The sequence below is a fragment of the Pseudescherichia sp. genome, from assembly GCF_032052675.1.
GTDB lineage: Bacteria > Pseudomonadota > Gammaproteobacteria > Enterobacterales > Enterobacteriaceae > Pseudescherichia.
Map to the genome: position 1 here is coordinate 123,610 of NZ_DAMBWA010000007.1, position 24,249 is coordinate 147,858.

Here is a 24,249-nt window from a genome sequence, read left to right on the forward strand (position 1 = left end):
CTACGCCTTATCCGGCCTACACGATCGTAGGCCCGGTAAGCGCAGCGCCACCGGGCAATCATTATTTCGCTTTCGCTTGCAGAGTGGCGAACCACGGGGCGATAAAGTCTTCGGTCTGGCCCCAGCCCGGAATGATTTTACCCAGGGATGCGACGTTCACCGCCCCCGGCTGGGCAGCCAGCAATGCCTGCGGAATTGCAGCGGCTTTGAAGTCGTAGGTGGCAGGGGTCTGCTCCCCGGCGAGCTTGTTGGCGATCAGACGCACGTTGGTCGCACCAATCAGCTTCGGATCCACCGCCACGCTCACCTTCCAGGGGCTGTTGGACTCGCGCATCAGCTGCAGATCCTGGTTGGAGACGTCGATGCTGTAGAGCTTGATCTCGGTACGGCCGTTCTCTTTCAGCGCTTTGTAAGCGCCCTGGCTGAAGGCGTCCCAGGTGCCCCAGATCGCGTCGATCTGCCCTTTCGGGTACTTCGCCAGCACCGCGCCAACTTTGTTCGCCGTATCGCCCTGCACGTCGGAAGAGACCGCCCCGATGGACTCCAGCTCTTTAATGCCTGGGTTCTGCTTCAGCAGCGTCTGGTAGGCGGCCTGACGGCGCTCCATCGGCGGGAAGCCGGCCACCCACAGCTTGATGATGTTGGCCTTGCCGTTGAAGTCTTTCACCAGCTCGCCAAAGGAGAGGTTGGTCAGTGAGGCGTCATCCTGCTGGGTGACGGTCACGCCGGGGATAGTCCCGTTGATAGCGGTATCAAATACCGAGACGGCAATGCCTGCGTCTACCGCTTTTTTTACCAGCGCCGTTGAATAGGGATCGCGACCCTGGGAGAGAATAATGCCGTCATACTTCTGGCTGATGGCCTGGTTAACGAAGTCCTGAAACTTAGCGTCGTCGCCGTTGCTCAGGAAGGTGCTGATTTTAAAGCCAAGCTTTTTGCCCTCCGTCAGCGCGCCGGAGACGAACTGGGTAGTGTTATCGTCCGAGCCCAGGTTACGGATCAGCGCAATGCGCACCGGTCCGCTATGGTTTGCCAGCGCGGCTGGAACCGGAGCAGGTGTCGCCGCGTAGCCAGGAATTGAACTCAGCAGGCCCAGCGCCAGCAGTGAGAGTGCAAATTTTTTCATCTCTGTTTCCCCTGATAAAAGTAAATTAACGACGCTGGAAATAGGTCAACGCCAGAGCACCGGCCAGCACCAGTCCCTTAATAATGTCCATTGCGTAGTAGGGCACGGAGAGCATCACCAGCCCGTTTGACAGCACCCCGAGGATCACCGCCCCCACCAGCGTGCCGAGCGCGTTCGGCTTGCCGGATCCGGCCAACGAGAAGCCGATCCACGCCGCCGCCACCGCGTCCATCAGGTAGCCGCCCCCGGCGTTCACCTGCGAGGAGCCAATGCGCGAGGCCAGCAGAATGCCGCCGAGTCCCGCCAGCAGGGAGGCAATGACATAGGCCGCCACCTTGTAGCGGGTGGTGCGAATACCGGAGAGGCGTGCCGCCTCCGGGTTACCGCCGATGGCGTACATCCGCCGTCCGTGGGTGGTCAGCGACAGGCCAAGCTGTGCCACCACGGTGACCACCAGCATCACAATCACAATGATCGGCACCTGACCGAGCAGGCTAAAGCCCGCTGGGATCATCCCCTCCGCCATCTCGCCGCTCGGCAGCAGCATGTTTTCGGTGATCGACCCGCCATAGCTGTAGGTCATCGCCACACCCTGGATGACAAACAGGCTGCCCAGCGTGGCGAGCATGTCAGGGATGCGCAGAACAACAATCAAAAAGGCGTTAAACAGGCCCACCAGAGTACAGAGCGCCAGGGTCACCAGAATGGCTTCGGTGGTACCGAAGCCGTGCCAGACGAAGAGCGAGATCACCAGCGCGTTAGCCAGCGATGCCGTTGACCCCACGGAGAGATCGAACCCACCGATGGTCAGCGAAATCGAGACGCCAACGGCAATCACCGTCACGATGGCAATCGAGCGCAAAATGTTGATGATATTAAAGGGGTCGAGGAAGTTATCCGAGGCGATGCCAAAGATAGCCACCAGCAGCACCACGGTCAGCAGCATGCCCCACTTATAGAGAAAATCGAAAAACTGCTGACGGCCAGACGCCGCTGCTTTTACTGAAAGGGCTTTGCTCACGCCGCCGCTCCTCCGGTCGAATAGTAAAGTAGTGTCTCTTCCCGCGCCTCGGCCCCGGCTATCTCCGCCACGATGCGGCCATCCCACAGCACGCAGATGCGATCGCAGAGCCCCACCAGCTCGGCAAACTCGCCGGAGGCGTAGACGATCCCCTTGCCCTCCCGGGCGAGGCCGTCAATCAGGCGGAAAAGATCGGTTTTGGCTTTCACGTCGACGCCCTTGGTTGGCTCGTCGAAGATCACCACGCTGGCGTTGCCGCGCAGCCATTTGCCTATCGCTACCTTCTGCTGGTTGCCGCCGGAGAGGCGACGCAGGATCTGCCCCGGACCAGTGGTGCGCACGCCAACGCGCTCAATCACCGTCTGCGCCCAGCGCCAGGCTTTGCGATGGCCGAACAGGCTCCAGCGGGAGAAGCTGCTGTCCGCGCTGACCGCCAGGTTCATGGCAATCGGCTCGTCAATAAAGATGCCCTCTTTGCGCCGCTCCTCGGGGATCAGCGCCATGCCGCGGATAACGGAATCCGCCGGATCCCGGGGCCGCCACGGCTGGCCGTTCAGCTCTCCACCGGTGACGCGACTCTTTTCCGCACCAAACAGCGCCTTGCAGAGCTCGGTTTTGCCCGCGCCCGCCAGACCGGCAATGCCGAGGATCTCCCCCCGGCGCAGGTGCAGGGAGATATCTTTCAGCAGCTTCTCGTCATGCAGCCCCTCCACGCGCAGCAGGGTCTCCTCTCCGTGAGGCGGACGGCGCGGGGGATAGATATCGTTCAGCCGGTGGCCGAGCATCTTCTCCACGATCGCCTCCCCGCTCAGGGCGGCCATCGGGCCGGACTCCACCAGCCTGCCGTCACGCAGCACCGTCAGGGTGTCGCAGATCGCCTTCAGCTCGTGAATGCGGTGGGAGATAAAGACCACGCCGATCCCCTGCTGCTGTAGCCGTCTTACCACGGTAAACAGGCGTTCGCTCTCATGTTGATCCAGCGGGGCGGTAGGCTCATCGAGGATCAAAAAGCGGCAGCGATGGGAGAGCGCGCGGGCCAGCAGGATCTGCTGCTTCTCCGCGAGGGTGCAGGTGTCGATCGCGCGTTTGACGTCGAGGGTGACGTCAAGCTGAGCCAGCGCATCCCGCGCATGCTGGCGAACGGTCGACCAGCGCCAGGCGTAGCCCGGCTCGGCCAGCTTATCGAGCATGATGTTTTCCGCGATGCTGAGGCCGGGGACCAGCGCCACGTCGACCTCCTGCTGCACCAGATGGATGCCGAGGCGTTTGGCATCCAGCGGAGAGCGAATAGAGACCGGCTGGTCATCAATGACGATTTCACCTTCATAGCCTGCCCAGGTGCCGCACAGCACCGCCATCAGCGTGGATTTCCCCGCGCCGTTGGCTCCGGTCAGGGCATGCACCGATCCGCCGCGCAGGCTGAAGTTCACCTGCGTCAGAGCATTAACGCCAGCAAAGGCGAGGCTAATCGCGCGCATCTCGAGATGGTTAATGCTCATCTGTGAGGGCTTCCTGGGATTAATAGATTGATTTAACGAATTTTTCATAGCCGCGCTTGACTGGCAACAGCGGAAAAGGCATAAGATAAAGCGAAATATTATTAGCCATCCGGATGTCCAGACATAACATCGGGTTAGCGATTCCGCACAAGGACACAGACATGAGCAACACCGATATCCGCGTTGTACCCGGCCCGGCCAACTACTACTCCCACAGCGGCAGCCTGGCGCGCCTGAACGATTTTTATACGCCGGAGCAGCTCTCCCGCGCGGTCTTAATTTATGGCGAACGCGCCATCGCTGCCGCCCGCCCCTACCTACCGGAGAGCGTTAACGCGCCTGGGGTCAAACACCTGCTGTTTAAGGGGCACTGCAGCGAGCACGACGTTACCGCGCTGGTAAACGACGCGGGCAGCGATCGCAGCGTGGTGATTGGCATCGGCGGCGGTGCGCTGCTGGATACCGCGAAGGCGGTGGCGCGCCGCTTAGGCCTGCCGGTGGTGGCGATCCCGACCATTGCCGCCACCTGCGCGGCCTGGACCCCGCTCTCGGTCTGGTATAACGACGCGGGTCAGGCGCTGCATTTTGAAATTTTCGACGACGCCAACTTCCTGGTGCTGGTGGAGCCGCAGATTATTCTCGATGCCCCGGTGGAGTATCTGCTGGCGGGTATCGGCGATACGCTGGCGAAGTGGTATGAGGCCGTGGTGTTGGCCCCGGATCCGGCCAGCCTGCCGCTGACCGTGCGGCTGGGGATCAACGGCGCGCTGGCGATCCGCGACGTGCTGCTGGAGAGCAGTGAAACCGCGCTGGCGGATCAGCAGCGTGGGGAGCTGACCCAGGCGTTCCGGGACGTGGTGGATGCGATCATTGCCGGTGGCGGGATGGTGGGCGGGCTCGGCGAGCGCTACACCCGCGTTGCCGCAGCCCATGCGGTGCATAACGGCCTGACCGTACTGCCGCAGACCGATAAGTTCCTGCACGGCACCAAGGTAGCCTACGGTATTCTGGTGCAGAGCGCCCTGCTCGGCCAGGACGCCGTGCTGGCCCAGCTGGTCGATGCCTTCCAGCGCTTCAACCTGCCGACCACGCTGGCAGCGCTGGAGGTAGACATTCATAACCGTGACGAGCTGGATCGGGTTATCGCCCACACCCTGCGCCCGGTGGAGTCGATTCACTATCTGCCGGTGACGTTAACGCCGGAAACATTGCGTGCAGCGTTTGAGAAGGTAGAGGCGTTTACCCTATAAGCGTTTGGCCTTATTGGCAGGCGCTAATAAGAGCGTATAACGTGATGGTGTACCCTCCACCTATCAGGAGTCACCATGCAATACGATCTTAACGGTAAACGTGCGCTGGTCACCGGCGCAAGCCGCGGTTTGGGTAGAGCCATTGCGCTGTCGCTGGCGCGAGCAGGCGCAGACGTCGCCATCACCTACGAAAAATCTGCCGATAAAGCCCAGGCGGTAGCGGACGAGATCCGCGCCCTTGGGCGCACCGGAATTGCCATCCAGGCCGACAGTGCCGACGTCAACGCCATCCAGACCGCGGTGGCGCAAACCGTCGGGCAGCTGGGCGGACTGGATATTCTGGTTAATAACGCCGGAATTGCGCGCGGCGGTCCGCTGGAGGAGATGTCGATCGAGGATATCGATGCGCTGATTAACGTCAATATTCGTGGCGTGGTGATTGCCACCCAGGCGGCGATCCCGCATCTCGGCGAAGGTGGACGGATTATTACTATCGGCAGCTGTCTGGCTAATCGCGTGGCCTTGCCGGGGATTGCCGTCTATTCGATGACCAAATCGGCGCTTAACTCGCTGACGCGCGGGCTGGCGCGCGATCTGGGGCCGCGTGGGATCACGGTGAATCTGGTGCACCCCGGGCCGACCGACAGCGATATGAACCCGGCGGACGGAGAAGGTGCCGAAGTGCAGCGTCAGGGCATTGCGCTGGGGCATTACGGTGAGGCGGACGATATTGCCGACGCGGTAACGTTTCTCGCCAGCCCGGCCGGGAGGCATATTACCGGCACGGGTATTGACGTTGATGGCGGCCTGAACGCCTGATCAGCAGCAGCGCGCTCCGCCTTTACCGCCGTAGCGCGCATCCTGGCGATCGCGGAAGAACTCTTCGTAGCTCATCGGGGTCTGGTCCGGGTGGTTAAGCTGCATATGGGCGACGTAGTTGTCGTAGTCCGGCACGCCAACCATCATTTTAGCGGCCTGGCCTAAATACTTCCCGGCCTTAGCAAGGGTATCAAACATCATTGGCTCCCAGCCCCTCCCCGCATTGGGAGAGGGGCATAATTACACTCAGTGCGCCCGTTTCGCCTGGGCCACCACCTGCTCAGCATCGGCTGGCATTGGCTCGTACGGGGTCTCTTTCGCCGTCGGCTGGCGCTCTTTCAGCGCCGCCAGCGCGGTCTTCAGCGAGTAGACCGCCAGCACCACGACCACCACCATAAAGAAGATGGTCAGCCCGGCGTCCAGACGGTTATTAAACACCAGCTGGCGCAGCTGTGACTCGGTATACTGGGCCGGAATGCTGCCGCTGTCGATCATCCCCTGGAAGCGGTTGGCGATCACCAGGAAGCCAACTTTTACGTCCGGGCTAAAGGCTTTCTGCCAGCCTGCGGTCAGGGTACAGACCAGCAGCCAGGCGGTTGGCAGGAGAGCCACCCACGCGAAGCGCTGGCGTTTCATCTTGAACAGTACCACCGCGCAGAGCATCAGCGCCATCCCGGCCAGCATCTGGTTGGCGATACCAAACAGCGGCCAGAGGGTGTTGATCCCGCCGAGGGGATCCACCACCCCCTGATGGAGGAAGTAGCCCCACGCCAGCACGCAGAGCGCCGTCGCCAGCAGGTTAGCGGGCAGCGAGTCGGTACGCTTCAGCCCTGGGCTTACCACCCCCAGCAGATCCTGCAGCATAAAGCGCGCCGCACGGGTGCCCGCATCCACCGCCGTCAGGATAAACAGCGCCTCGAAAAGAATAGCGAAGTGGTACCAGAAGGAGACGTCCATCAGGCCACCCAGCGCGCCGTGAAGGATATAGGCCATCCCCACCGCCAGGGTCGGTGCGCCGCCCGCACGGGAGATAATGGTCTGCTCGCCTACCTCGTTAGCGATCTGGTTGAGCGTATCCGGGGTGATGCTAAAGCCCCAGCCACTCACCACCTGCGCCGCCGAGGCGACCACGTCAGCCGTACCGGCAGGCGCCAGCACCGCCATCGGGCTGTTCATCGCAAAGTAGACGCCCGGATCGATAATGCAGGCGGAGACCAGAGCCATGATGGCTACGAAGGACTCCATCAGCATCCCGCCGTAGCCAATCAGGCAGGCCTGGCCCTCGTTGGCCAGCATCTTCGGCGTGGTGCCGGAGGAGATGAGCGCATGGAAGCCCGACACTGCCCCGCAGGCGATGGTGATAAACAGGAACGGGAAGAGGTTACCGGTCCACACCGGGCCGGTGCCGTCAACAAACTTGGTCAGGGCAGGCATGGTGAGCGTCGGACGCATAATCAGGATGCCGATCGCCAGACCAATAATGGTGCCGATTTTCAGGAAAGTAGAGAGGTAGTCGCGCGGGGCCAGCAGGAGCCACACCGGCAGCACCGCTGCGATAAAGCCGTAGCCCACCAGCATCCAGGTAAGCTGCACGCCGGTAAAGTCGAACATCGGAGCCCAGGTTGGGCTTTCGGCGACCCAGCCGCCGGAGATAATAGCGAAAATCAGCAGCACGAGGCCGATCACCGAGACTTCACCGATGCGCCCCGGGCGCAGATAGCGAATATAGATCCCCATGAAAATCGCCAGCGGGATGGTAAAGGCTACGGTGTAGGTCCCCCACGGGCTATGGGTCAGGGCCTTGACCACGATCATCGCCAGCACTGCCAGGATGATCACCATGATCATAAAGCAGGCCACCAGCGCGATGACTCCCGCCGTCGGTCCCATCTCCTCTTTCACCAGCTCACCCAGCGAGCGGCCGTCGCGGCGGGTGGAGACGAAGAGCACCATAAAGTCCTGCACTGCCCCAGCGAGCACCACCCCGGCGAGGATCCAGATCATCCCCGGCAGGTAGCCCATCTGCGCCGCCAGCACCGGCCCCACCAGCGGTCCTGCCCCAGCGATCGCGGCAAAGTGGTGGCCAAACAGCACCTTTTTATCGGTTGGCACGTAGTCCAGCCCGTCGTTATGGCGTACGGCGGGCGTCATGCGGGTCGGATCCACTGCCAGCACGTTGCGGGCGATGTACTGACCATAAAAGCGATACGCAATCAGGTAGATACAGACCGACGCCACCACAATCCAGAGGGCATTGATCTGTTCACCACGGTTAAGCGCAATATAGCCGAGGGCAAAAGCTCCCACTACCGCGAGCAATGCCCAAATAAGGTATTTCCCTGAGTTTTGCATAGTCGTTTTCCGTTGGCTGAGGCAGGAAGATGTTACATTTTGTTTCTAGATCAGGCGGCGGGTTTTAACAATGTTGTTACGTCAGAAAGCAGAGGGGCAACCGGTTATTTACAACACTCTGTAATGGAGATCACTTATGCGGGATGAAACACGTGCGGATTTGTAGGCCGGGCAAACGCAGTGCCGCCCGGCGTGGCAGCGTCAGCAGAGTCATGCCCGGTGGCGCTTCGCTTACGCGGGCCTACCAACCCGCACGGTGCCCACCGTAGGCCGGGCAAACGCAGTGCCGCCCGGCTTGGCAGCATCAGCACAGTCACGCCCGGTGGCGCTTCGCTTACGCGGGCCTACCAACCCGCACGGTGCCCACCGTAGGCCGGGCAAACGCAGTGCCGCCCGGCGTGGCAGCATCAGCAGAGTCACGCCCGGTGGCGCTACGCTTACGCGGGCCTACCAACCCGCACGATGCCCACCATAGGCCGGGCAAGCGCAGCGCCGCCCGGCATTACAACTTCAGCACAGTCATGCCCGGTGGCGCTTCGCTTACGCGGGCCGACCAACCCGCACGGTGCCCACCGTAGGCCGGGCAAACGCAGTGCCGCCCGGCTTGGCAGCGTCAGCAGAGTTATACCCGGTGGCGCTACGCTTACCGGGCCTACACGAGGATTAACCTAAAACTGCGGTACTCAGACGGCAGGTGCAGCAGCGCCGTCCCTGCTCGTCAAACACCACGATCTCCCAGCTCTGGCTCTGGCGGCTGAGGTGCAGCGGCTGGCAGACGCCACGCACTTTCCCCTGCGACACCGGGCGGTGGTGGGTGGCGTTCAGCTCGGTACCGACCACGCACTGGCCATCGCGGGTCATCAGGTAGCCCGCCATTGAGCCAAGGGTCTCAGCCAGCGCCGCCGATGCCCCACCGTGCAGCAGGCCAAACGGCTGATGGGTGCGGGCGTCGACGGGCATCTCCGCCTCAAGCAGATCGTCGTCCAGCCGGGTATAGACGATCCCCAGATGGGCCACCAGAGTGTTGCTGCTGGTGGCGTTAAGCTCATCAAGCGTGAGATGACGTTTCCAAATCATACTCAGGCTCCCAGCGTCGAGCCGCCATCCACCACGATGTCCTGCAACGTAATATGGCTGGCGAGATCGGAGGCGAGAAACAGAATGGTATTGGCGATCTCCTGCGGACGGGCAATTTTGCCCAGCGGGATCCCCAGCTTGAACTGCTCCCCAAAGCCGCGAATGCGCTGCTGCTCGGCGTCTGGGCTGGTCCACAGCGTTCGCTGCATATCGGTATCGGTGGAGCCCGGTGAAACGATGTTGCACCGCACGCCGCTGGTGGACAGCTCCAGCCCTACGGTCAGGGCAAGGCTCTTCAGCGCCGCCTTCGAAGCTCCATAGGCGCTCATGCCGATGCGCGGCGTATGGGCAGCGTCAGAGGCGACGGTGACAATCGCCCCGCCCCGCTGGGCGCGGAACTGAGCCATGGTCTGCTGGAAGAGATTAAACGCGCCGCCGACGTTGACCGCCAGCGTCTGCTGCCAGTCGTCAAGCGACAGCTGATCGGTGGCCCCCATGCGGAGGATCCCTGCCGCGTTTACCAGCACGTCGAGACGCGCAGTGGCTGCCAGCCGGCGCTGGCACACCGCCGCCACCTGGTCAGCGTTGGCGATATCCAGCGTCTCACAGGCGAAGGGATAGTCGGCCTGGCTGAAGTCACGATCGAAGCCGGTGACCTGCGCCCCCGCCTCGACAAAGGCCAGCGCCGTCGCGTAGCCGATGCCCTTCCCTGCACCGGTGACCCACACCGTCTTGCCGCTAAAATCCAGCCCGGCCACTATTTCACCTCGCGGGTGAGCAGCGCCCACCAGGCGTCGATGGTGGGATTTTTCGCCAGCATGACAAAATCGATATCGCCGTAGACTTTGCGCCAGCGCGCGGCCAGCGCCATCATCCGTACCGAATCGAGGCCGTAGTCAATCAGGTTCTCATCATCCATCGGCTCGTCGGACTCGTCGAGCAGGGGCAGCACCACGGCACGCAGCGCCGCCTTGCTGACCGGCACCGGAAGCAGATCCTCGGTCATCACTACCCGTCCGGAACGCCCGGCCACGTAGTTGAGGGCCATCAGGTGCTCGTCGCGGCTAAAGTCCGCCAGCGCGTCGGCCACCATAAAGGGCTTGATGTCGCGCATAAAGGCATCGGTGGCGGTGGTCATGCAGCCGATATGGGCATAGACGCCGGTGATGAGAAGCTGGTTGCGCCCGCTCTCTTTCAGCATCTGCTCCAGCGGCGAGCGGTGGAAGGCGCTATAGCGCCACTTCACCAGCACGGTGTCATCTTCGTCCGGGGCCAGGGCGGCAACCACCTGCTGCTCTTCCGGCTTGCGGGTCAGGCCCGGCCCCCACATGTCGTTCAGCAGGGCGCGATCTTCATCGCTCTGCTCTTTCGGCTGGGCGGTGTAGTAGACCGGGATATTGTGCTGCTTGCAGAATTCACGCAGGGCGACGATGTTCGCTATCACCTGGGCCATCATCGGGCAGTCTTCGCCCCAGAAGTTGATGAAATAGTCCTGCATATCATGGATTAACAGCGCGGCGCGCTCGGGTTCAAAGGCCCAGCTGACCTTATTCTGCGGGATCTCGGTGGCCGCAGGCAGCGCGTAGCCGGTTAATTTTGGGATTGCCATACTTCTCTCCTTTGTTACGCCTGAGACCGTTCGGCCAGCCGCAGGCGCAGCTCTCTCTTATCGACCTTGCCGACCGGCGTCAGCGGCAGCGCATCCACGCACTCCACGCGATCGGGCAGTTTAAATTCAGCGACGCCCTGCTCACGCAGGAAGCGGCGGATCTCCACGGCGCGCACCGGCTGGGAGACCACCAGAAATGCACAGCTCTTCTCGCCGAGCAGGCTGTCCTCCATGCTTACCAGTGCGGCATGGATAATAGAGGAGTGGCGCAGGAGCAGGTTCTCGACCTCTTCTGCAGCAATCTTCTCGCCCCCGCGGTTGATCTGATCCTTCTCGCGCCCCTGAACAGTGATGTAGCCCTGCTCATCGATAGCGATCAGATCCCCGGAGCAGTAAAAACCGTTCTCGTCGAAGGCACTGGCGTTGTGCTGCGGGCTGTTGAAATAACCCCGGAAGGTGTATGGCCCACGCGTCATCAGGCGACCCACCTCGCCGCGCGGAAGCGGATTGCCGTCGGCGTCCGCCACCCACACTTCGTCATCCGGGCACATCGGGCAGCCCTGAGTATTATTGATGCGCTCAATGCTGTCATCGAGGCGGGTGTAGTTCACCAGCCCCTCGGCCATGCCGAACACCTGCTGTAACTGACAGCCTATCTCGGCCGGAATGCGTGCGGCGAGGGTCGCGGAGAGCCGCGCTCCGCCTACCTGCAACAGCTTAAGAGAGGCCAGCTGGGCGTTGCTGCACCACTCCTGGATCGCCTGTAGCCAAAGGCTGACGGCGGGCGGCACCAGCGCGGTGACGTTGATCCGGTGCTTCTCAATCAGCGGGAAGCAGAGGGTGGCACTGGGATCGGCGGCCAGCACTACGCAGCCTTCGGCCAGAAAAACGCCAAGCGCGCCGGGGGAGCTCATCGGGTAGTTGTGCGCCGCTGGCAGCGCGCAGAGGTAGCGCGTCTGGTTATCGAAATGGCAGATCTCATTGCTGCGGCGGATGCTGTAGTAGTAGTCGTTATGCGTGCGCGGGATCAGCTTCGGCGTGCCGGTGCTGCCCCCGGAGAGCTGGAAGAACGCCACCTCATCGGCAGGCGTCGGTGCGTTCACCGCGTGCTCCGCTGGACGGTCGATGGCCGCCGCCAGAGCACGATCGCCGGTCTCATTACGCAGCAGCACGACCCGCAGCGAGCCGTGCTCCTCTACGAAACCAGTAAGAAACCGATCGTCGTTAAACAGGGGATGATCGCGGTCGGCCACCAGCAGCGCCGGTTTGATCTGGGCCGCGTAGGCGTTCAGCTCGCTGCGCTGATGGCTGAACAGGGCGTTCACCGGCGCAACGCCGATTTTCAGCAGGGCAAAGAGGGTGATGTAGAACTCCGCCACGTTGCCCAGCTGCACCAGCGCGGTGTCGCCTGCGCGCAGCCCTTTCGCCTGCAGTGAGGCGGCCAGGTTATCCGCCGCCTGATTCAGCTGGCGATAGCTCAGTTCGCGATCGCCGTCGATCACCGCCAGCGCATCGCTCTGGGCGTGACGGGTCAACACATCGCTCAGGGGCAGATCCTGCCAGTAGCCTTTCTCACGGTAGCGCCGGGCAAATTCATCGGGCCAGCGGGTAAAGGGAATTGTCATGACTGCTCCTTAATTCAAGCCAAAAACGTTGAGCATGGTGGTGAGTTTTACGCCGGTCTCACGCCATTCGGCTTCCGGCGACGAGGCCGGGACGATCCCGGCCCCGGCAAACAGGCGGACCTGATTTTCGTGCAGACGTGCGCAGCGGATAGTGACTACCCACTCGCCATTGCCGTCGGCGTCGCACCAGCCAACGATGCCGCCAAACAGATCGCGATTAAATGGCTCCAGTCCGGCAATCAGCTCTTTTGCGACCTGATGCGGGAAGCCGCTCAACGCTGGGGTCGGATGCAGCAAACAGGCCAGCGTCAGAGCGTTCTCCTCCGCCTGGGCTACCCCCTCAATGGGGGTTGCCAGATGCCAGAGCGTCGGGGTGTTGACCAGCTGCGGCGAGTCCGGCAGCGTCAGTTCACGGCTGCGGGGAGCCAGCACGGTTTTCATCGCCTGGGTCACCAGCTCATGCTCGTGGCGATCTTTCTCCGAGGCCAGCAGCTTGTTGCCCGCCTCGCGGTCCAGCATGTCATCCGGCTGGCGGCGAGCAGAGCCGGCCAGCGGCAGCGAGCTAAAGTGTGATGCCTCTTTGCGCAGCAGCAGCTCCGGGCTGGCCCCCAGCAGCACGCCACCGTCGGGCAGCGGCACGTGGAAGTTAAAGCTGGCCGGGTTCTGTGCAATCAGCCGCTCCAGCAGCGCTCCGCCGTCAATGCGTTTGTCGGTGGTGATATCGATCAGGCGCGAAAGCACCACTTTATCCACCTGCGGGGTGGCGGTCAGGGCGGCGGCGCGGGCCACCATATCGGTAAAGACCGGGTGATCGGGGATCGCCTTGCGGGTCAGCACGTTGAGGGCATCGCCCCCCTGGAAGTAGCGCGCGGAGTGCTGCTTCGCCGGACGAGAGAAGCTCTCCCAGGCGCGGGGGATAAACAGCGCGGAAGGCTGAGTGGTATCAAACGGAATAGCGCCCACTACAATCGGCTTCGCGATCCCCTGTTTTTTGGCCTCGCTGAACGCCTGAGCCAGCTTCTGCTGGAACGCGCCGTTGAGATCGTCCCCGCCGTTAGCCGGTTCGCTGATGCGCATAAAGCAGCCCGATGTGCTGAAGCTGCGATACGGCGACATAAAGAAAAATTGGTCTGATGCCAGCGTGTTCACGGTAAGCCGAGTCTCCTCCGCCATTGACGAATCCATATCCTTCTCCGAAAACGATAAAAGTAGTAAGAATTATTATCATTTATATTTTGGTCGGTAAGCTAAGAGTTATCCCGAGCGATGTCAACCTCAGAGGGCGCAGTTTTGTGCGGCTAAAAACTTGCATCCGGCGGCGCAATGATGAAAATGAGAAGCATTAGCCGCACAATAACAGGATGCACGCCGTGAGATTCTCCCCCCTTTCGCTTAGATCCCTGCTAACGCTGGGCCTTGTAGTTTTAGGAATTTCTGTAGCCCAGGCCGCTGACTGGCCCCGACAGGTTACCGACAGCCGGGGCGTGCATACGCTCGATCATAAACCCCTGCGCATTGTCTCGACCAGCGTCACGCTCACCGGCTCGCTGCTGGCGATTGACGCCCCGGTGGTGGCCAGCGGCGCAACCGCGCCGAACAACCGCGTTGCCGATGAGAATGGCTTCCTGCGCCAGTGGGGGGAGATCGCCAAAGCACGCAAGCTGGCCCGGCTCTATATTGGCGAGCCGAACGCCGAGGCCGTCGCTGCTCAAATGCCGGATTTGATCCTGATTAGCGCCACCGGGGGTGACTCTGCGCTGGCACTATACGATCAGCTTTCTGCTATTGCCCCGACCCTGATCATCAACTACGACGATAAGAGCTGGCAGACCCTGCTCACCCAGCTCGGGGAGATCACCGGCCAGGAGCAGCAGGCCAAAGCCCGCATTAGCGACTTTAATCAGCAGTTGGCGAAGGTGAAACAGCAGATGAAGCTGACGCCGCAGCCGGTGAGCGCCCTGGTCTATAATCCGGCGGCGCACAGCGCTAACCTGTGGACGGCTGATTCAGCCCAGGGGCAGCTGCTCTCGCAGTTGGGCTTTACCCTTGCCGCGCTGCCTGACGGGCTGCACGCCAGCCAGAGCCAGGGCAAGCGGCACGATATCGTCCAGCTGGGCGGGGAAAATCTTGCCGCCGGACTGAATGGCGAAGCGCTATTCCTCTTTGCGGGCAACGAGAAAGACGCCGAGGCTATCTATGCCAATCCGCTGCTGAGCCATCTCAGCGCGGTGCAGAACAAACGCGTCTACGCCCTTGGCACCGAAACCTTCCGCCTCGACTACTACAGCGCCACGCTGCTGCTTAAGCGCTTCGCCACGCTGTTTAGTTAGCGCCTGCCGGTGGGCTCTGGTGGAAACGCCGCAGCTCACCGAGAAGCAGGATCAGTACTGCCCCCGTCACCGCCAGCACCGCCCCGCCGACGCTGGCCGAGGCGGCGGGCGTCATCGCCACGCTCATCCCACCCAGCAGCGCCGCGCCTATTGCATCCCCGGTAACGTTCTGCGCCGTCCACAGGCCGTTGATCCTGCCCAGCATCGCCTCCGGCGTCTGGGTTTGCAGCAGCGTGTACTGGAGCAACGAGCTGATGGCGCTGAGCCAGCCCGCCAGGGCAAGGAAGAGTACGCCCAGCGGCCAGATTGGCATCAGGCTAAACAGGGCGATGGCGACAAAGGCCCCGAGGGTAGAGAAGAGGATAATCGCCCCGGGACGCGGACGCTGGACCAGGTTGCCGCTGGTGAGCGCCCCCAGCGCGGCACCGAGCGGCAGGGCCGCGTAGAGGATGCCGATCTCGGCGGCTGACATCTGCCAGTGGATCGCCAGCGCCGGATAGAGAACGCGCACGGCGCTAGCCATCGTCAGCAGGCCGCCCAGCAGGGCGATGCCGCCGATCAGCGGGCTGTGCAGCAGGAAGCGAAACGCCGCCAGCAGCGATTTAAGGGGATGCTCACGCGGCTGGGGCGGCGGAGGCAGCTGCGGCAGGCGCAGCAGGGTCAGGGTCGTAATAAAGGTCCCCGCCGCCGCCAGGGCATAGTTCCACACCACGCCTCCGGAGGCGAGCAGCAGGCCACCAAGCATTGGCGAGATAACCGATCCGAGGCGCACGGTAAGCATAGTGATCGCCCCGGCCTGCATCAGGTTCTCCCGCCCTACCAGCGCCGGGGTCGCAGCCAGCAGCGCCGTCACCCCCAGCGCGCCGAAAAAGCCGTCCCACAGGCCGAGCAGATAGATCGCCAGCAGCGAGGGCTCAGGCAGGGCAGCATTGAGGCAGAGGCCAATAAAGCCGATACCGCAGGTGCCGCGCGCCAGCAGGATCAGGCGCTTGCGCTCGTAGCGGTCCGCCAGCACGCCGCCGACCATCAGTCCAACAAACATCGCCCCGCCGGTAAGGGTCACCGCCAGCCCTACCAGCCAGCTGGAGTGGGTCATGGCCTGGATCTGCACCGGCACGGCGACGCCGAGCAGGCCCAGCGACACAATGGAGATAAAACGGGCAATAAAAACAGCGCGAAACGCGGGATGGGTTCTCAACAGGCTGACGTTGATCAGCCAGGATTGTCGGGTCATTACAGTGCCTTGTGCGAACTTTTGATACCAGTTTTCAAGCCGCACATGCTAACATACCGCAATAAGATCGATAACGATAATTACTATCATTATCACGTCAGGGACGTTGTTATGTCGCTTTCCGTTAATCCGGCGCGCCCGTGGGCCGTGGGCGGATTATTGCTACTGCTGCTGGTTGCAGGCGTGCTTAGCCTGCTGATCGGGGCCAAGCCGCTGCCCCTCTCCGTTGTGATGGATGCCCTCTCCGGCACCTGCCAAAGCGCCGACTGCACGATTGTGCTTGATGCCCGCCTGCCGCGTACGCTGGCTGGCCTGCTGGTTGGCGGCGCGCTGGGTCTCGCGGGAGCGCTGATGCAGACCCTGACCCGTAATCCCCTCGCCGATCCCGGCCTGCTCGGCGTTAACGCTGGGGCAAGCTTTGCCATCGTGCTCGGCGCGGCGCTGCTGGGCATCACCTCCCCCGGCGAGCAGCTAGGGCTGGCCTTCTGCGGTGCGCTGGCAGCCTCGCTGGTAGTAGCGTTTACCGGCAGCGCGGGCGGCGGACAGCTGAGTCCGGTGCGCCTCACCCTGGCGGGGGTCGCGCTGGCGGCAGTGCTGGAGGGTCTCTCCAGCGGGATCTCGCTACTTAACCCGGACGTCTATGACCAGCTGCGCTTCTGGCAGGCGGGCTCTCTCGACGTGCGTACCCTGCATACGCTGCGTATCGTGTTGATTCCGGTGCTAATAGCGGGGGCGATTGCGCTCATGCTGAGTCGGGCGCTAAACAGCCTGAGCCTCGGCAGCGATACCGCCACCGCGCTCGGCAGCAGGGTCGCTCGCACCCAGCTGCTGGGCCTGTTGGCTATCACCGTTCTGTGCGCCAGCGCCACCGCCGTCTCGGGTCCCATCGCCTTTATTGGCCTGATGATGCCGCATATGGCGCGCTGGCTGGTGGGGGCCGACCACCGCTGGTCTCTGCCGGTGACCCTTCTTGCTACCCCTGCCCTGCTGCTGTTTGCCGATATCATTGGCAGGCTGATCGTGCCGGGTGAGCTGCGCGTATCGGTGGTGAGCGCCTTTATCGGTGCGCCGGTATTGATCTTTCTGGTGCGTCGTCACCGTCGGGGAGGTGCGCTGTGATCGCCCCCTCCCGTCGTCTTATTGTTAGCATTCTTCTGCTGGCCTGCGCCAGCGTGATGGTCGCCCTGTGGAGTCTGTGCAGCGGTACGGTACCGCTTGCCCCGGCTCAGGTGCTGGCCGCCTTTACCGGCGATGCGCCGCGCGGCGTTGCGCTGGTGGTCAACGAGTGGCGTCTGCCGCGGGTGCTGATGGCGCTACTCATCGGCGGTGCGCTGGGGGTCAGCGGGGCGATCTTCCAGTCGCTGATGCGTAACCCGCTGGGCAGTCCGGATGTAATGGGTTTTAACACCGGGGCCTGGAGCGGCGTGCTGGTAGCGATGGTGCTCTATGGCCAGGATCTGACCGCTATTGCCTTTGCGGCGATGGCCGGGGGGATCCTCACCTCGCTGGTGGTGTGGGCGCTGGCCTGGCGCAACGGCATCGAGACCTTTCGCCTGATCATTATTGGCATCGGCGTTCGCGCGATGCTGATCGCCTTCAATACCTGGCTGCTGATTAAAGCCTCGCTGGAGACCGCCCTCACCGCCGGGCTGTGGAACGCCGGTTCGCTCAACGGTCTGACCTGGGCTAAAACCTGGCCCTCCGCGCCGATCATGCTGCTGATGTTGGTCTGCGCCACGCTGCTGGTACGGCGGATGCGGCTGCTGGAGATGGGCGATGACAGCGCCTGCGCGCTGGGCGTCAGCGTCGAGCGCTCCCGGCTGATGCTCATGCTGGTGGCCGTGGTGCTGACTGCGGCGGCGACCGCCCTCGCCGGGCCTATCTCTTTCGTGGCGCTGGTTGCACCGCATATCGCCCGACGCATCAGCGGCACGGCGCGCTGGGGCCTGACCCAGGCGGCGCTTTGCGGCGCGCTGCTGCTGCTGGCTGCCGATCTCTGCGCCCAGCAGCTGTTTATTCCCTATCAGCTTCCGGTCGGCGTGGTCACCGTAAGCCTGGGCGGTATCTACCTTATCGTCCTGTTAATCAAGGAGTCCCGCAAAAGATGACCGATTCAACAGCCCGTCTGCGCGGCGACCAGTTAACGCTTGGCTACGGTAAAAAGGTGGTGGCGGACAATCTCTCCGTGGCCATTCCTGACGGCTACTTTACCGCGATCATTGGCCCCAACGGCTGCGGCAAATCGACCCTGCTGCGCACCCTGAGCCGCCTGATGACGCCCAGCCACGGACATGTCTATCTTGATGGCGAGCAGATCCAGCGCTTCAACAGCAAAGAGGTGGCGCGGCGCATCGGGCTGCTGGCGCAGAACGCCACCACGCCGGGGGATATTACGGTGCAGGAGCTGGTCTCCCGGGGCCGCTATCCGCACCAGCCGCTCTTTACCCGCTGGCGACAGGAGGACGATCGCGCCGTACAGCGGGCAATGGAAGCCACTGGCGTGGCGGATCTCGCCTTACAAAGCGTGGATACGCTCTCCGGCGGCCAGCGTCAGCGGGCATGGATAGCGATGGTGTTGGCGCAGGAGACGGCGATTATGCTGCTGGATGAGCCGACCACCTGGCTGGATATCAGCTATCAGATTGACGTCCTGGAGTTGCTTAGCGAGCTGAACCGCGAGCAGGGCTACACGCTGGCGGCGGTGCTGCACGACCTGAACCAGGCCTGCCGCTATGCGACTCATCTAATCGCTCTGCGAGACGGGAAAATTGTGGCCCAGGGTGCGCCGAAGGAGATTGTGACGGCGGAGCTGATTGAGGCCGTCTACGGGTTACGCTGTATGATTATCGACGACCCGGTGGCGCATACGCCGCTGGTAGTGCCGCTGGGGCGTATAGTGATATAAAACGTTTGTAGGCCCGGTAGGCGGTCCACCGGGCATGACGGTGCTGATGTTGCAATGCCGGGCGGCTCTGCGTTTGCCCGGCCTACATTGGGCACGGTGCAGGTTTGTAGGCCCGGTAAGCGGAGCGCCACCGGGCATGACGGTGCTGATGGTGTAATGCCGGGCGGCTCTGCCTTTGCCCGGCCTGCGGTAGGCACGGTGCGGAGTTAGAGGCCCCGCCAGGCATTTACGCTGATTCCAATACCATCTCCGGCGCTACCGGAGGTAAAGTACGTGCCAGCATCGCATTGCGCAGCAGAACGACGCCGCAGGCAATAATCACGCCCACTAATCCCATTAGAATGGTGATAATGGCTTTACCCTGACCGTCTTTTTTTATTGGCAGCGACGGTGAGAGCTGATATTTAAACGGTGAGAAGGCAATATCTTTCACGTTCAGCTTCTGCAACTGTTCAAGATGATATTCACGGTTGCGCAGATCGGCATTCAGATCGGCAATATCCTTCAGCGACTTTTCAATCCGCAGCTTTTCCTGGATACCATCAGCGCCCAGCGTAATTGAGAAATCGGGATCGTCATTCACGACCTGCCCATTGCTGTAGACCGGCTTTTTAATACCCGCAGCGTTGGCGACTTCCAGAGAGTAATTCAAACGCTGGATCTTTGTATCTCGCTGGTTAGTCAGGCGCACACGATCGAGATTCAGCTTCTCTTGCTCAAAGCGCGTTTTTAACGCCAACGTATTACGGATATTCTCTGTGGTCTCGTTCACCACCTTTGCCGCGACATAATCAATATAGCCCTCAAGGACCTCTTTAGCATCGTCAGCCGTTGAGGCAGTAAAGCTAAGCGTCCATGACGTAAAGGGCACTTCAACGTTGCTCTTTGGCGAAGCGTTATCAATAATCTTCACTTTTTCCGTTAGGCGAACAACCGCACGCTGAAACTCTAACGAATCTACATCAAGATCGGGATAATGCGCTTTCATATAGGGTGAATTGCGGAAATACTCTTCCTGCAGAGACTGCGAGCTGAAATTTTTAATAAACTGACCAAAAACATCAACTGGCGTTACCGGTACGTCTATATCCAGCACCTGCAACTCCATCAGCGTTTGCTGTAGCAAGCGCCACTGTGTCTGCTCTGCAGGCGTGATAATCGCTTCGCTGGTCCATTTCTGTGGCAGCACAAATGAGAGTAATAGGCCAGTCACAGCAAAGGCTGCGGCTATGGCGATAATTTGTTTTTTGGCTGCCCATAAAACGTCAAGGAGCGTGAGGAGATCAATTTCGTGAGCACGATGAGGTCCGACTGGATAGGGACGTAACTGTACCTCATTATCCTGTTTAATATCTAACGTTGACATCTTTAAACTCTACCCTATTTTGCTACGAAAGCATTATTTACAACCGACGCTCCTATAATAGTACTTTATAAGATTAATCTGAACAAAGTTTTAAGTCTGGCCGTCACGCCCACCATATCTGGTAGGCGTGACGGTCTATTAATTAAGCAACGCTGTTAATATTGGCCCGATAGATACAAACACTGACGGCGAAATAATATCCACATGCGCGCAGTCTTGACGATGCACCTCTAGCTCATTCACCCACGGCGACCAGACCCGCTGGGGATCCATCCCCGCTGGCAGCGTACGCTCGGCAACAAACAGCGTGGCCTTGCCATCAAACGGCAGGCTATGGGCGGTAGTCAGCAGACGAACCGCATCGCCATAGTTGCCCTCGATCGCATTAAACAGCTCGCCTGACGCCTGGCCCTGCTGGGCAGTAAGGAACGCTTCCCGCTCACGATCGATCTCCGCCAGCACCTCAGGATCGAGACCGTTAGCCTCTTTCTCTGCCCAATTTTGCGTCTCTGGCGGCCAGGTATCCAGCAGCCCAAGGAAGGCAACCGCTTCACCACGCAGCCGCAGGCGAGCGGCTATTCCCTGCGCCAGGGTGCCGCCGAGGGAGTAGCCAAACAGGTAGTACGGACCGTGCGGCTGCTGGGCAAGCAGCGTTTGCAGGTGCGCTTCACACACCTCATCCAGCGTGGCGGCGGTAGCCATCGGCCCGGCCGGACGCGGCGACTGGATGCCGACAATCGACCAGCGCGGATTGAGATAGCGTGCCAGCACGCTAAACTGCCAGGCAAAGCCGGAGGCGGGATGGAAGCAGAACAGCGTTGGACCATGACTCTCCCGCAGGGGCAGAATTGTCTCGTAGCCCAGGCGTTGCAGGCTCCCATCCTGCGCATCGGCCTCCAGCAGTGTCGCCAACTTCGCCACGCTTGAGGCGACCATCACCTGCCCTGGTGTCACCTGACGGGCAAACATCTGGCTAAGCCTCGCCGCCAGCCGCATCGCCAGCAGCGAGTGGCCGCCAAGCGCAAAGAAGTCGGCGCTGACGTCATCTACCTCACAGGCCAGCAGCTCGGCAAACAGCGCGGCGATAGCGACCTCGGTTTCCGTTTCGGGTGCACGTCCGCCTGCTGTCGCCACAGGCGTCGGCAGCGGCAGCGCCTTGCGATCCAGCTTGCCGTTGGCGCTGAGCGGCAGCGCATCAAGCTGTACCAGCGCGGTGGGCACCATATGCGGCGGCAGCTGCGTCTTTAGCTGTTCAATCAGCGCAGCACTCTCCAGCGGCTGGCCCGAGGCCGACACCAGGTAGCCCACCAGCTGACGTGCATCGCCGCCGACCGCTGCCGCCTGGTTAAGCACGCAGGCGTGGGTGACCGCCTGGGCCACGTCCGGCAGCATCTGCATGACCGAGTCAATTTCCCCCAGCTCAATGCGTTGGCCGCGAATTTTCAGCTGATCGTCACTGCGTCCCAGGTACTCCACCGCCCCGTTCTCCAGCCAGCGCGCTACGTCGCCGGTGCGGTACATCCGCTCGCCTGGCGCAAAGGGATCGGCAATAAAGCGGCTGGCGGTCAGATCGGGACGCCCCAGATAGCCCTGCGCCAGCTGAATGCCAGTCAGGTAGAGATCACCCGCCACGCCCGGCGGCAGAGGCTGCATCATGCCATCCAGAATGCGTAGGCCTGTGTTCCAGACCGGATAGCCAATCGGCACGCTGGGCCCGCTGACCCCGGCCAACGCCTCGCCATAAGCTGGATATGCGCTGACATCTACCGCCGCTTCCGTCGGGCCATAGAGGTTATGCAGCGGCACGCCGGTTACGCATTCCCATTCGCGGCAGAGATCTGTTGGCAGCGCTTCGCCGCTGCAAAAGACGTTACGCAGCGTCCGGCAGCTTGCCTGCGCTCTCTCCGGCGTCAGAGAGGCGACAAACGCCGCCAGCATCGAGGGGACAAAGTGAGTAGTGGTCACCCCGTAACGGGCAAAAAAGTCCTGAAGCGCCAGCGGATCGCGGTGCGCCTCCGGCTCAGCCATCACCAGCTTCGCTCCGGCAATAAAGGGCCAGAAGAACTCCCACACCGAGACGTCAAAGCTGCACGGCGTCTTTTGCGCCACCACGTCCTGTGTGCCCAGCGGATAGCTCGCCTGCATCCACAGCAGACGGTTGACGATGGCCGTCTGCCCCACCATTACCCCTTTCGGACGGCCCGTCGAGCCGGAGGTAAAGATGATATAGGCGGTATGCTCTGGCTTTGAGAGCGCCAACGCGGGTGCGTTCGTCACCGGCAGCGGCGCGCTATAGCAGAGGTGGGCGAGCTGCGGGATCGCGCTGAACCGCACCCGCTGATCCTCAGCAGTGATAAGCAGGCGCGGCTGGGCATCCTCCAGCATCATATGCAGTCGGTCATCCGGGTAACCGGTATCCAGCGGTAGCCAGGCGGCCCCTGCCTCGACAATGGCGTGCAGGGCCAGGGTGAGAAAGACTGAACGCGGCAGCGCCACGGCGACGCTGTCCCCAGGTTGAACGCCGTGCTGGCGTAACACCTGCGCCAGGGCGATGACCTGCTCGCGCATCTCGCGGTAGCTGAACTGCCAGCGGGCATCCGCCAGCGCCGGAGCGTCAGGCGTTTTTTCACTCTGAGCGGCGACAAGGGCGCTGAGGGTGGTGGCCGGCAGGCTGATGCGGGTGTCGTTGATACGGGCAATCTTCTCCTGCTCCGCGGGCAGAATGAGCGCCGCCTCGCCGCAGCGCAGGGCCGGATTATCAGCAAACTGGCGCAGCAGCGCGTCCAGCCTGGCGGCATGAACGGTTAGTGAGGCCTCATCATAGCGCTGGCGGTTGGCGAGGATCTCTACCGCCAGGCCACCTTTATCGTCAGGAATAAGCGCAATCTCCAGGTCGTTAACCGGCCCGGTGGCCAGGGTATGGGTGGTTCCCGCCGTCCCGTCAATATTCAGCTGGTAGTCAAACATTTTCACGTTAAATACCGGGCCAAACAGGGCGCGATCGCTTGTTACCTGCCCGCTATCGCGCACGATCTGCTCGGCGTCATAGCGCTGGTGGCGGCGCATCTTTTTCAACCGGGCAGCAAGTTTTTGTGCCAGCGCGTCAAGGCTCTCTGCCGGATCAACGTTCACCGCCAGAGGCAGGACGTTGAGCACCGGGCCGGTGGCGCAGAGCGCAGCGGATCCCATCCGGCGCATAAAGATAAACCCGGCGGCGTAGTCTCTGCGTCCGCAAAGACGGGCGAGCCAGAGAGAGACCAGCGCCAGAGCAAGATCCGGCGGCTGGCAACGGCTGTTCCGTGCAACAAGGCGAGAAAACGCCTCGGCGTCGAGAGTCAGCTTTAGACGCAAAATATCGGCGGTAGAGGCGCGTCCCGGCAGCGGGCTGGTAGAGAGCGATACCGGCGGCGGCAGGCTCTGGCTTACCTCACGCCACCAGGCCGCGTCCCGGCTATAGGCCTCGCTATCGCGATAGCGCTGATACTCTTCCACTACCTCAACGAAGGGGGTAAAAGGCGATGCCGGTGCCGGTTCGCCGCGTCGCCATGCGGTATAGATGGCTGCAATATGGCGGGTGATGGCCGGGAAGCTGAAGCCATCCACCAGCAGGTGGTGATAGCGCTGATACCAGTACCAACGGCGCTCCCCAAGGCGGAGCAGCGCATGGTGAAACAGCGGTTGACCGCCGTCGACGCGCAGATTCTGGGCTAAATCACCCTGCATCACGGCCATTGCCGCGGCATGGGGATCGGCGCTGGCGCGCAGGTCATGGACCGCAGGCGGCATCAGCGGCATGGCTTCATCGATCCACTGAAAAACCTCTCCGTTATCCTCAACAAAGCGGCTGCGCAGGGTATCGGCATGGCCCATACCGGTGACAATCGCCTCGCCAAATAGCGCCTCATTCAGCTCGCTATCTTCGATGACAACATAGTGCGCCACGCTCCAGGCGTTAGGCAACGTGGAGAGCGTTTCCGCCATCCAGATCCCGGTCTGGGCCGCAACCAGCGGCAGACGTTTCGACATGAGGTGCTCC

19 protein-coding genes are annotated in these 24,249 nt (G+C 61.9%); 6 read left to right on the forward strand and 13 right to left on the reverse strand.

The window, feature by feature from the left end:
- Positions 1–61: 61 nt before the first annotated feature.
- Genes RTX96_RS11510 through RTX96_RS11520 form a run of 3 tightly spaced genes read right to left on the reverse strand, consistent with a single transcriptional unit; the run spans position 62 to position 3,646 of the window.
- The gene (locus RTX96_RS11510) at positions 62–1,126 is read right to left on the reverse strand and encodes a sugar ABC transporter substrate-binding protein (protein WP_312671022.1); all 1,065 of its coding nucleotides are present in this window, start codon (positions 1,124–1,126) and stop codon (positions 62–64) included.
- Positions 1,127–1,151: 25 nt separating this feature from the next.
- Positions 1,152–2,147, reverse strand: a complete 996-nt coding sequence (locus tag RTX96_RS11515) for an ABC transporter permease (RefSeq protein WP_042391985.1) — start codon at positions 2,145–2,147, stop codon at positions 1,152–1,154.
- Positions 2,144–3,646, reverse strand: coding sequence for a sugar ABC transporter ATP-binding protein (locus RTX96_RS11520; RefSeq protein ID WP_312671023.1), 1,503 nt, complete (start codon positions 3,644–3,646; stop codon positions 2,144–2,146). Before RTX96_RS11520 ends, RTX96_RS11515 begins: the two co-directional genes overlap by 4 nt.
- Positions 3,647–3,807: 161 nt before the next feature.
- Here RTX96_RS11520 and RTX96_RS11525 point away from each other — a divergent pair, with 161 nt between their 5' ends.
- Both RTX96_RS11525 and RTX96_RS11530 read left to right on the forward strand, forming a co-directional pair.
- Positions 3,808–4,896: an oxidoreductase gene (locus tag RTX96_RS11525; protein WP_312671024.1), complete on the forward strand. Its 1,089-nt coding sequence runs from the start codon at positions 3,808–3,810 to the stop codon at positions 4,894–4,896.
- 75 nt (positions 4,897–4,971) lie between these two features.
- Positions 4,972–5,715, forward strand: a complete 744-nt coding sequence (locus RTX96_RS11530) for a 3-oxoacyl-ACP reductase family protein (RefSeq protein ID WP_312671025.1) — start codon at positions 4,972–4,974, stop codon at positions 5,713–5,715.
- On the opposite strand, the gene RTX96_RS11535 is transcribed toward RTX96_RS11530, so the two are convergent.
- The 7 genes from RTX96_RS11535 to entC all read right to left on the reverse strand — a co-directional run bounded on the left by RTX96_RS11535 (position 5,716) and on the right by entC (position 13,563).
- Positions 5,716–5,913, reverse strand: coding sequence for a YbdD/YjiX family protein (locus RTX96_RS11535; RefSeq protein ID WP_312671026.1), 198 nt, complete (start codon positions 5,911–5,913; stop codon positions 5,716–5,718).
- A gap of 48 nt (positions 5,914–5,961) precedes the next feature.
- A complete protein-coding gene (gene cstA / locus RTX96_RS11540) occupies positions 5,962–8,067 on the reverse strand; it encodes a pyruvate/proton symporter CstA (protein WP_312671028.1) in 2,106 nt (701 codons plus the stop codon).
- Between the two features lie 663 nt (positions 8,068–8,730).
- A complete protein-coding gene (gene entH / locus RTX96_RS11545; RefSeq protein ID WP_103819904.1) occupies positions 8,731–9,144 on the reverse strand; it encodes a proofreading thioesterase EntH in 414 nt (137 codons plus the stop codon).
- A 2-nt stretch (positions 9,145–9,146) separates the two neighbouring features.
- The gene (entA, locus tag RTX96_RS11550; RefSeq protein ID WP_312671030.1) at positions 9,147–9,902 is read right to left on the reverse strand and encodes a 2,3-dihydro-2,3-dihydroxybenzoate dehydrogenase EntA; all 756 of its coding nucleotides are present in this window, start codon (positions 9,900–9,902) and stop codon (positions 9,147–9,149) included.
- Complete coding sequence (locus RTX96_RS11555) at positions 9,902–10,753, reverse strand: isochorismatase (RefSeq protein ID WP_312671032.1); 852 nt, start codon at positions 10,751–10,753, stop codon at positions 9,902–9,904. Before RTX96_RS11555 ends, entA begins: the two co-directional genes overlap by 1 nt.
- Before the next feature lie 14 nt (positions 10,754–10,767).
- The gene (gene entE / locus RTX96_RS11560) at positions 10,768–12,378 is read right to left on the reverse strand and encodes a (2,3-dihydroxybenzoyl)adenylate synthase EntE (RefSeq protein ID WP_312671034.1); all 1,611 of its coding nucleotides are present in this window, start codon (positions 12,376–12,378) and stop codon (positions 10,768–10,770) included.
- A gap of 9 nt (positions 12,379–12,387) precedes the next feature.
- Positions 12,388–13,563 (reverse strand): isochorismate synthase EntC, encoded by a 1,176-nt coding sequence (entC, locus tag RTX96_RS11565; RefSeq protein ID WP_312671036.1) that lies wholly within the window; start codon positions 13,561–13,563, stop codon positions 12,388–12,390.
- Positions 13,564–13,748: 185 nt separating this feature from the next.
- On the opposite strand from entC, the gene fepB reads away from it, so the two are divergent.
- Positions 13,749–14,708, forward strand: a complete 960-nt coding sequence (fepB, locus tag RTX96_RS11570) for a Fe2+-enterobactin ABC transporter substrate-binding protein (protein ID WP_312671038.1) — start codon at positions 13,749–13,751, stop codon at positions 14,706–14,708.
- Here fepB and entS read toward each other — a convergent pair.
- Positions 14,701–15,942 carry an enterobactin transporter EntS gene (entS, locus tag RTX96_RS11575; protein WP_103819910.1) on the reverse strand — a complete coding sequence of 414 codons (1,242 nt, stop codon included), beginning with the start codon at positions 15,940–15,942 and terminating at the stop codon, positions 14,701–14,703. The genes fepB and entS overlap by 8 nt on opposite strands.
- 111 nt (positions 15,943–16,053) lie before the next feature.
- On the opposite strand from entS, the gene fepD reads away from it, so the two are divergent.
- Genes fepD through fepC form a run of 3 tightly spaced genes read left to right on the forward strand, consistent with a single transcriptional unit; the run spans position 16,054 to position 18,847 of the window.
- Positions 16,054–17,061 (forward strand): Fe(3+)-siderophore ABC transporter permease, encoded by a 1,008-nt coding sequence (gene fepD / locus RTX96_RS11580; RefSeq protein WP_103819911.1) that lies wholly within the window; start codon positions 16,054–16,056, stop codon positions 17,059–17,061.
- A 56-nt stretch (positions 17,062–17,117) separates the two neighbouring features.
- Complete coding sequence (gene fepG / locus RTX96_RS11585) at positions 17,118–18,050, forward strand: iron-enterobactin ABC transporter permease (protein WP_409418565.1); 933 nt, start codon at positions 17,118–17,120, stop codon at positions 18,048–18,050.
- Complete coding sequence (gene fepC / locus RTX96_RS11590; RefSeq protein WP_312671041.1) at positions 18,047–18,847, forward strand: iron-enterobactin ABC transporter ATP-binding protein; 801 nt, start codon at positions 18,047–18,049, stop codon at positions 18,845–18,847. The genes fepG and fepC overlap by 4 nt, the downstream gene beginning before the upstream one ends.
- A 226-nt stretch (positions 18,848–19,073) precedes the next feature.
- Here fepC and wzz(fepE) read toward each other — a convergent pair whose 3' ends face one another.
- Entirely contained in the window at positions 19,074–20,213 is a 1,140-nt protein-coding gene (gene wzz(fepE) / locus RTX96_RS11595; RefSeq protein ID WP_312671043.1) for an LPS O-antigen length regulator Wzz(fepE), read from the reverse strand.
- Between the two features lie 138 nt (positions 20,214–20,351).
- Entirely contained in the window at positions 20,352–24,239 is a 3,888-nt protein-coding gene (gene entF, locus RTX96_RS11600; protein ID WP_312671045.1) for an enterobactin non-ribosomal peptide synthetase EntF, read from the reverse strand.
- Positions 24,240–24,249: the final 10 nt, after the last annotated feature.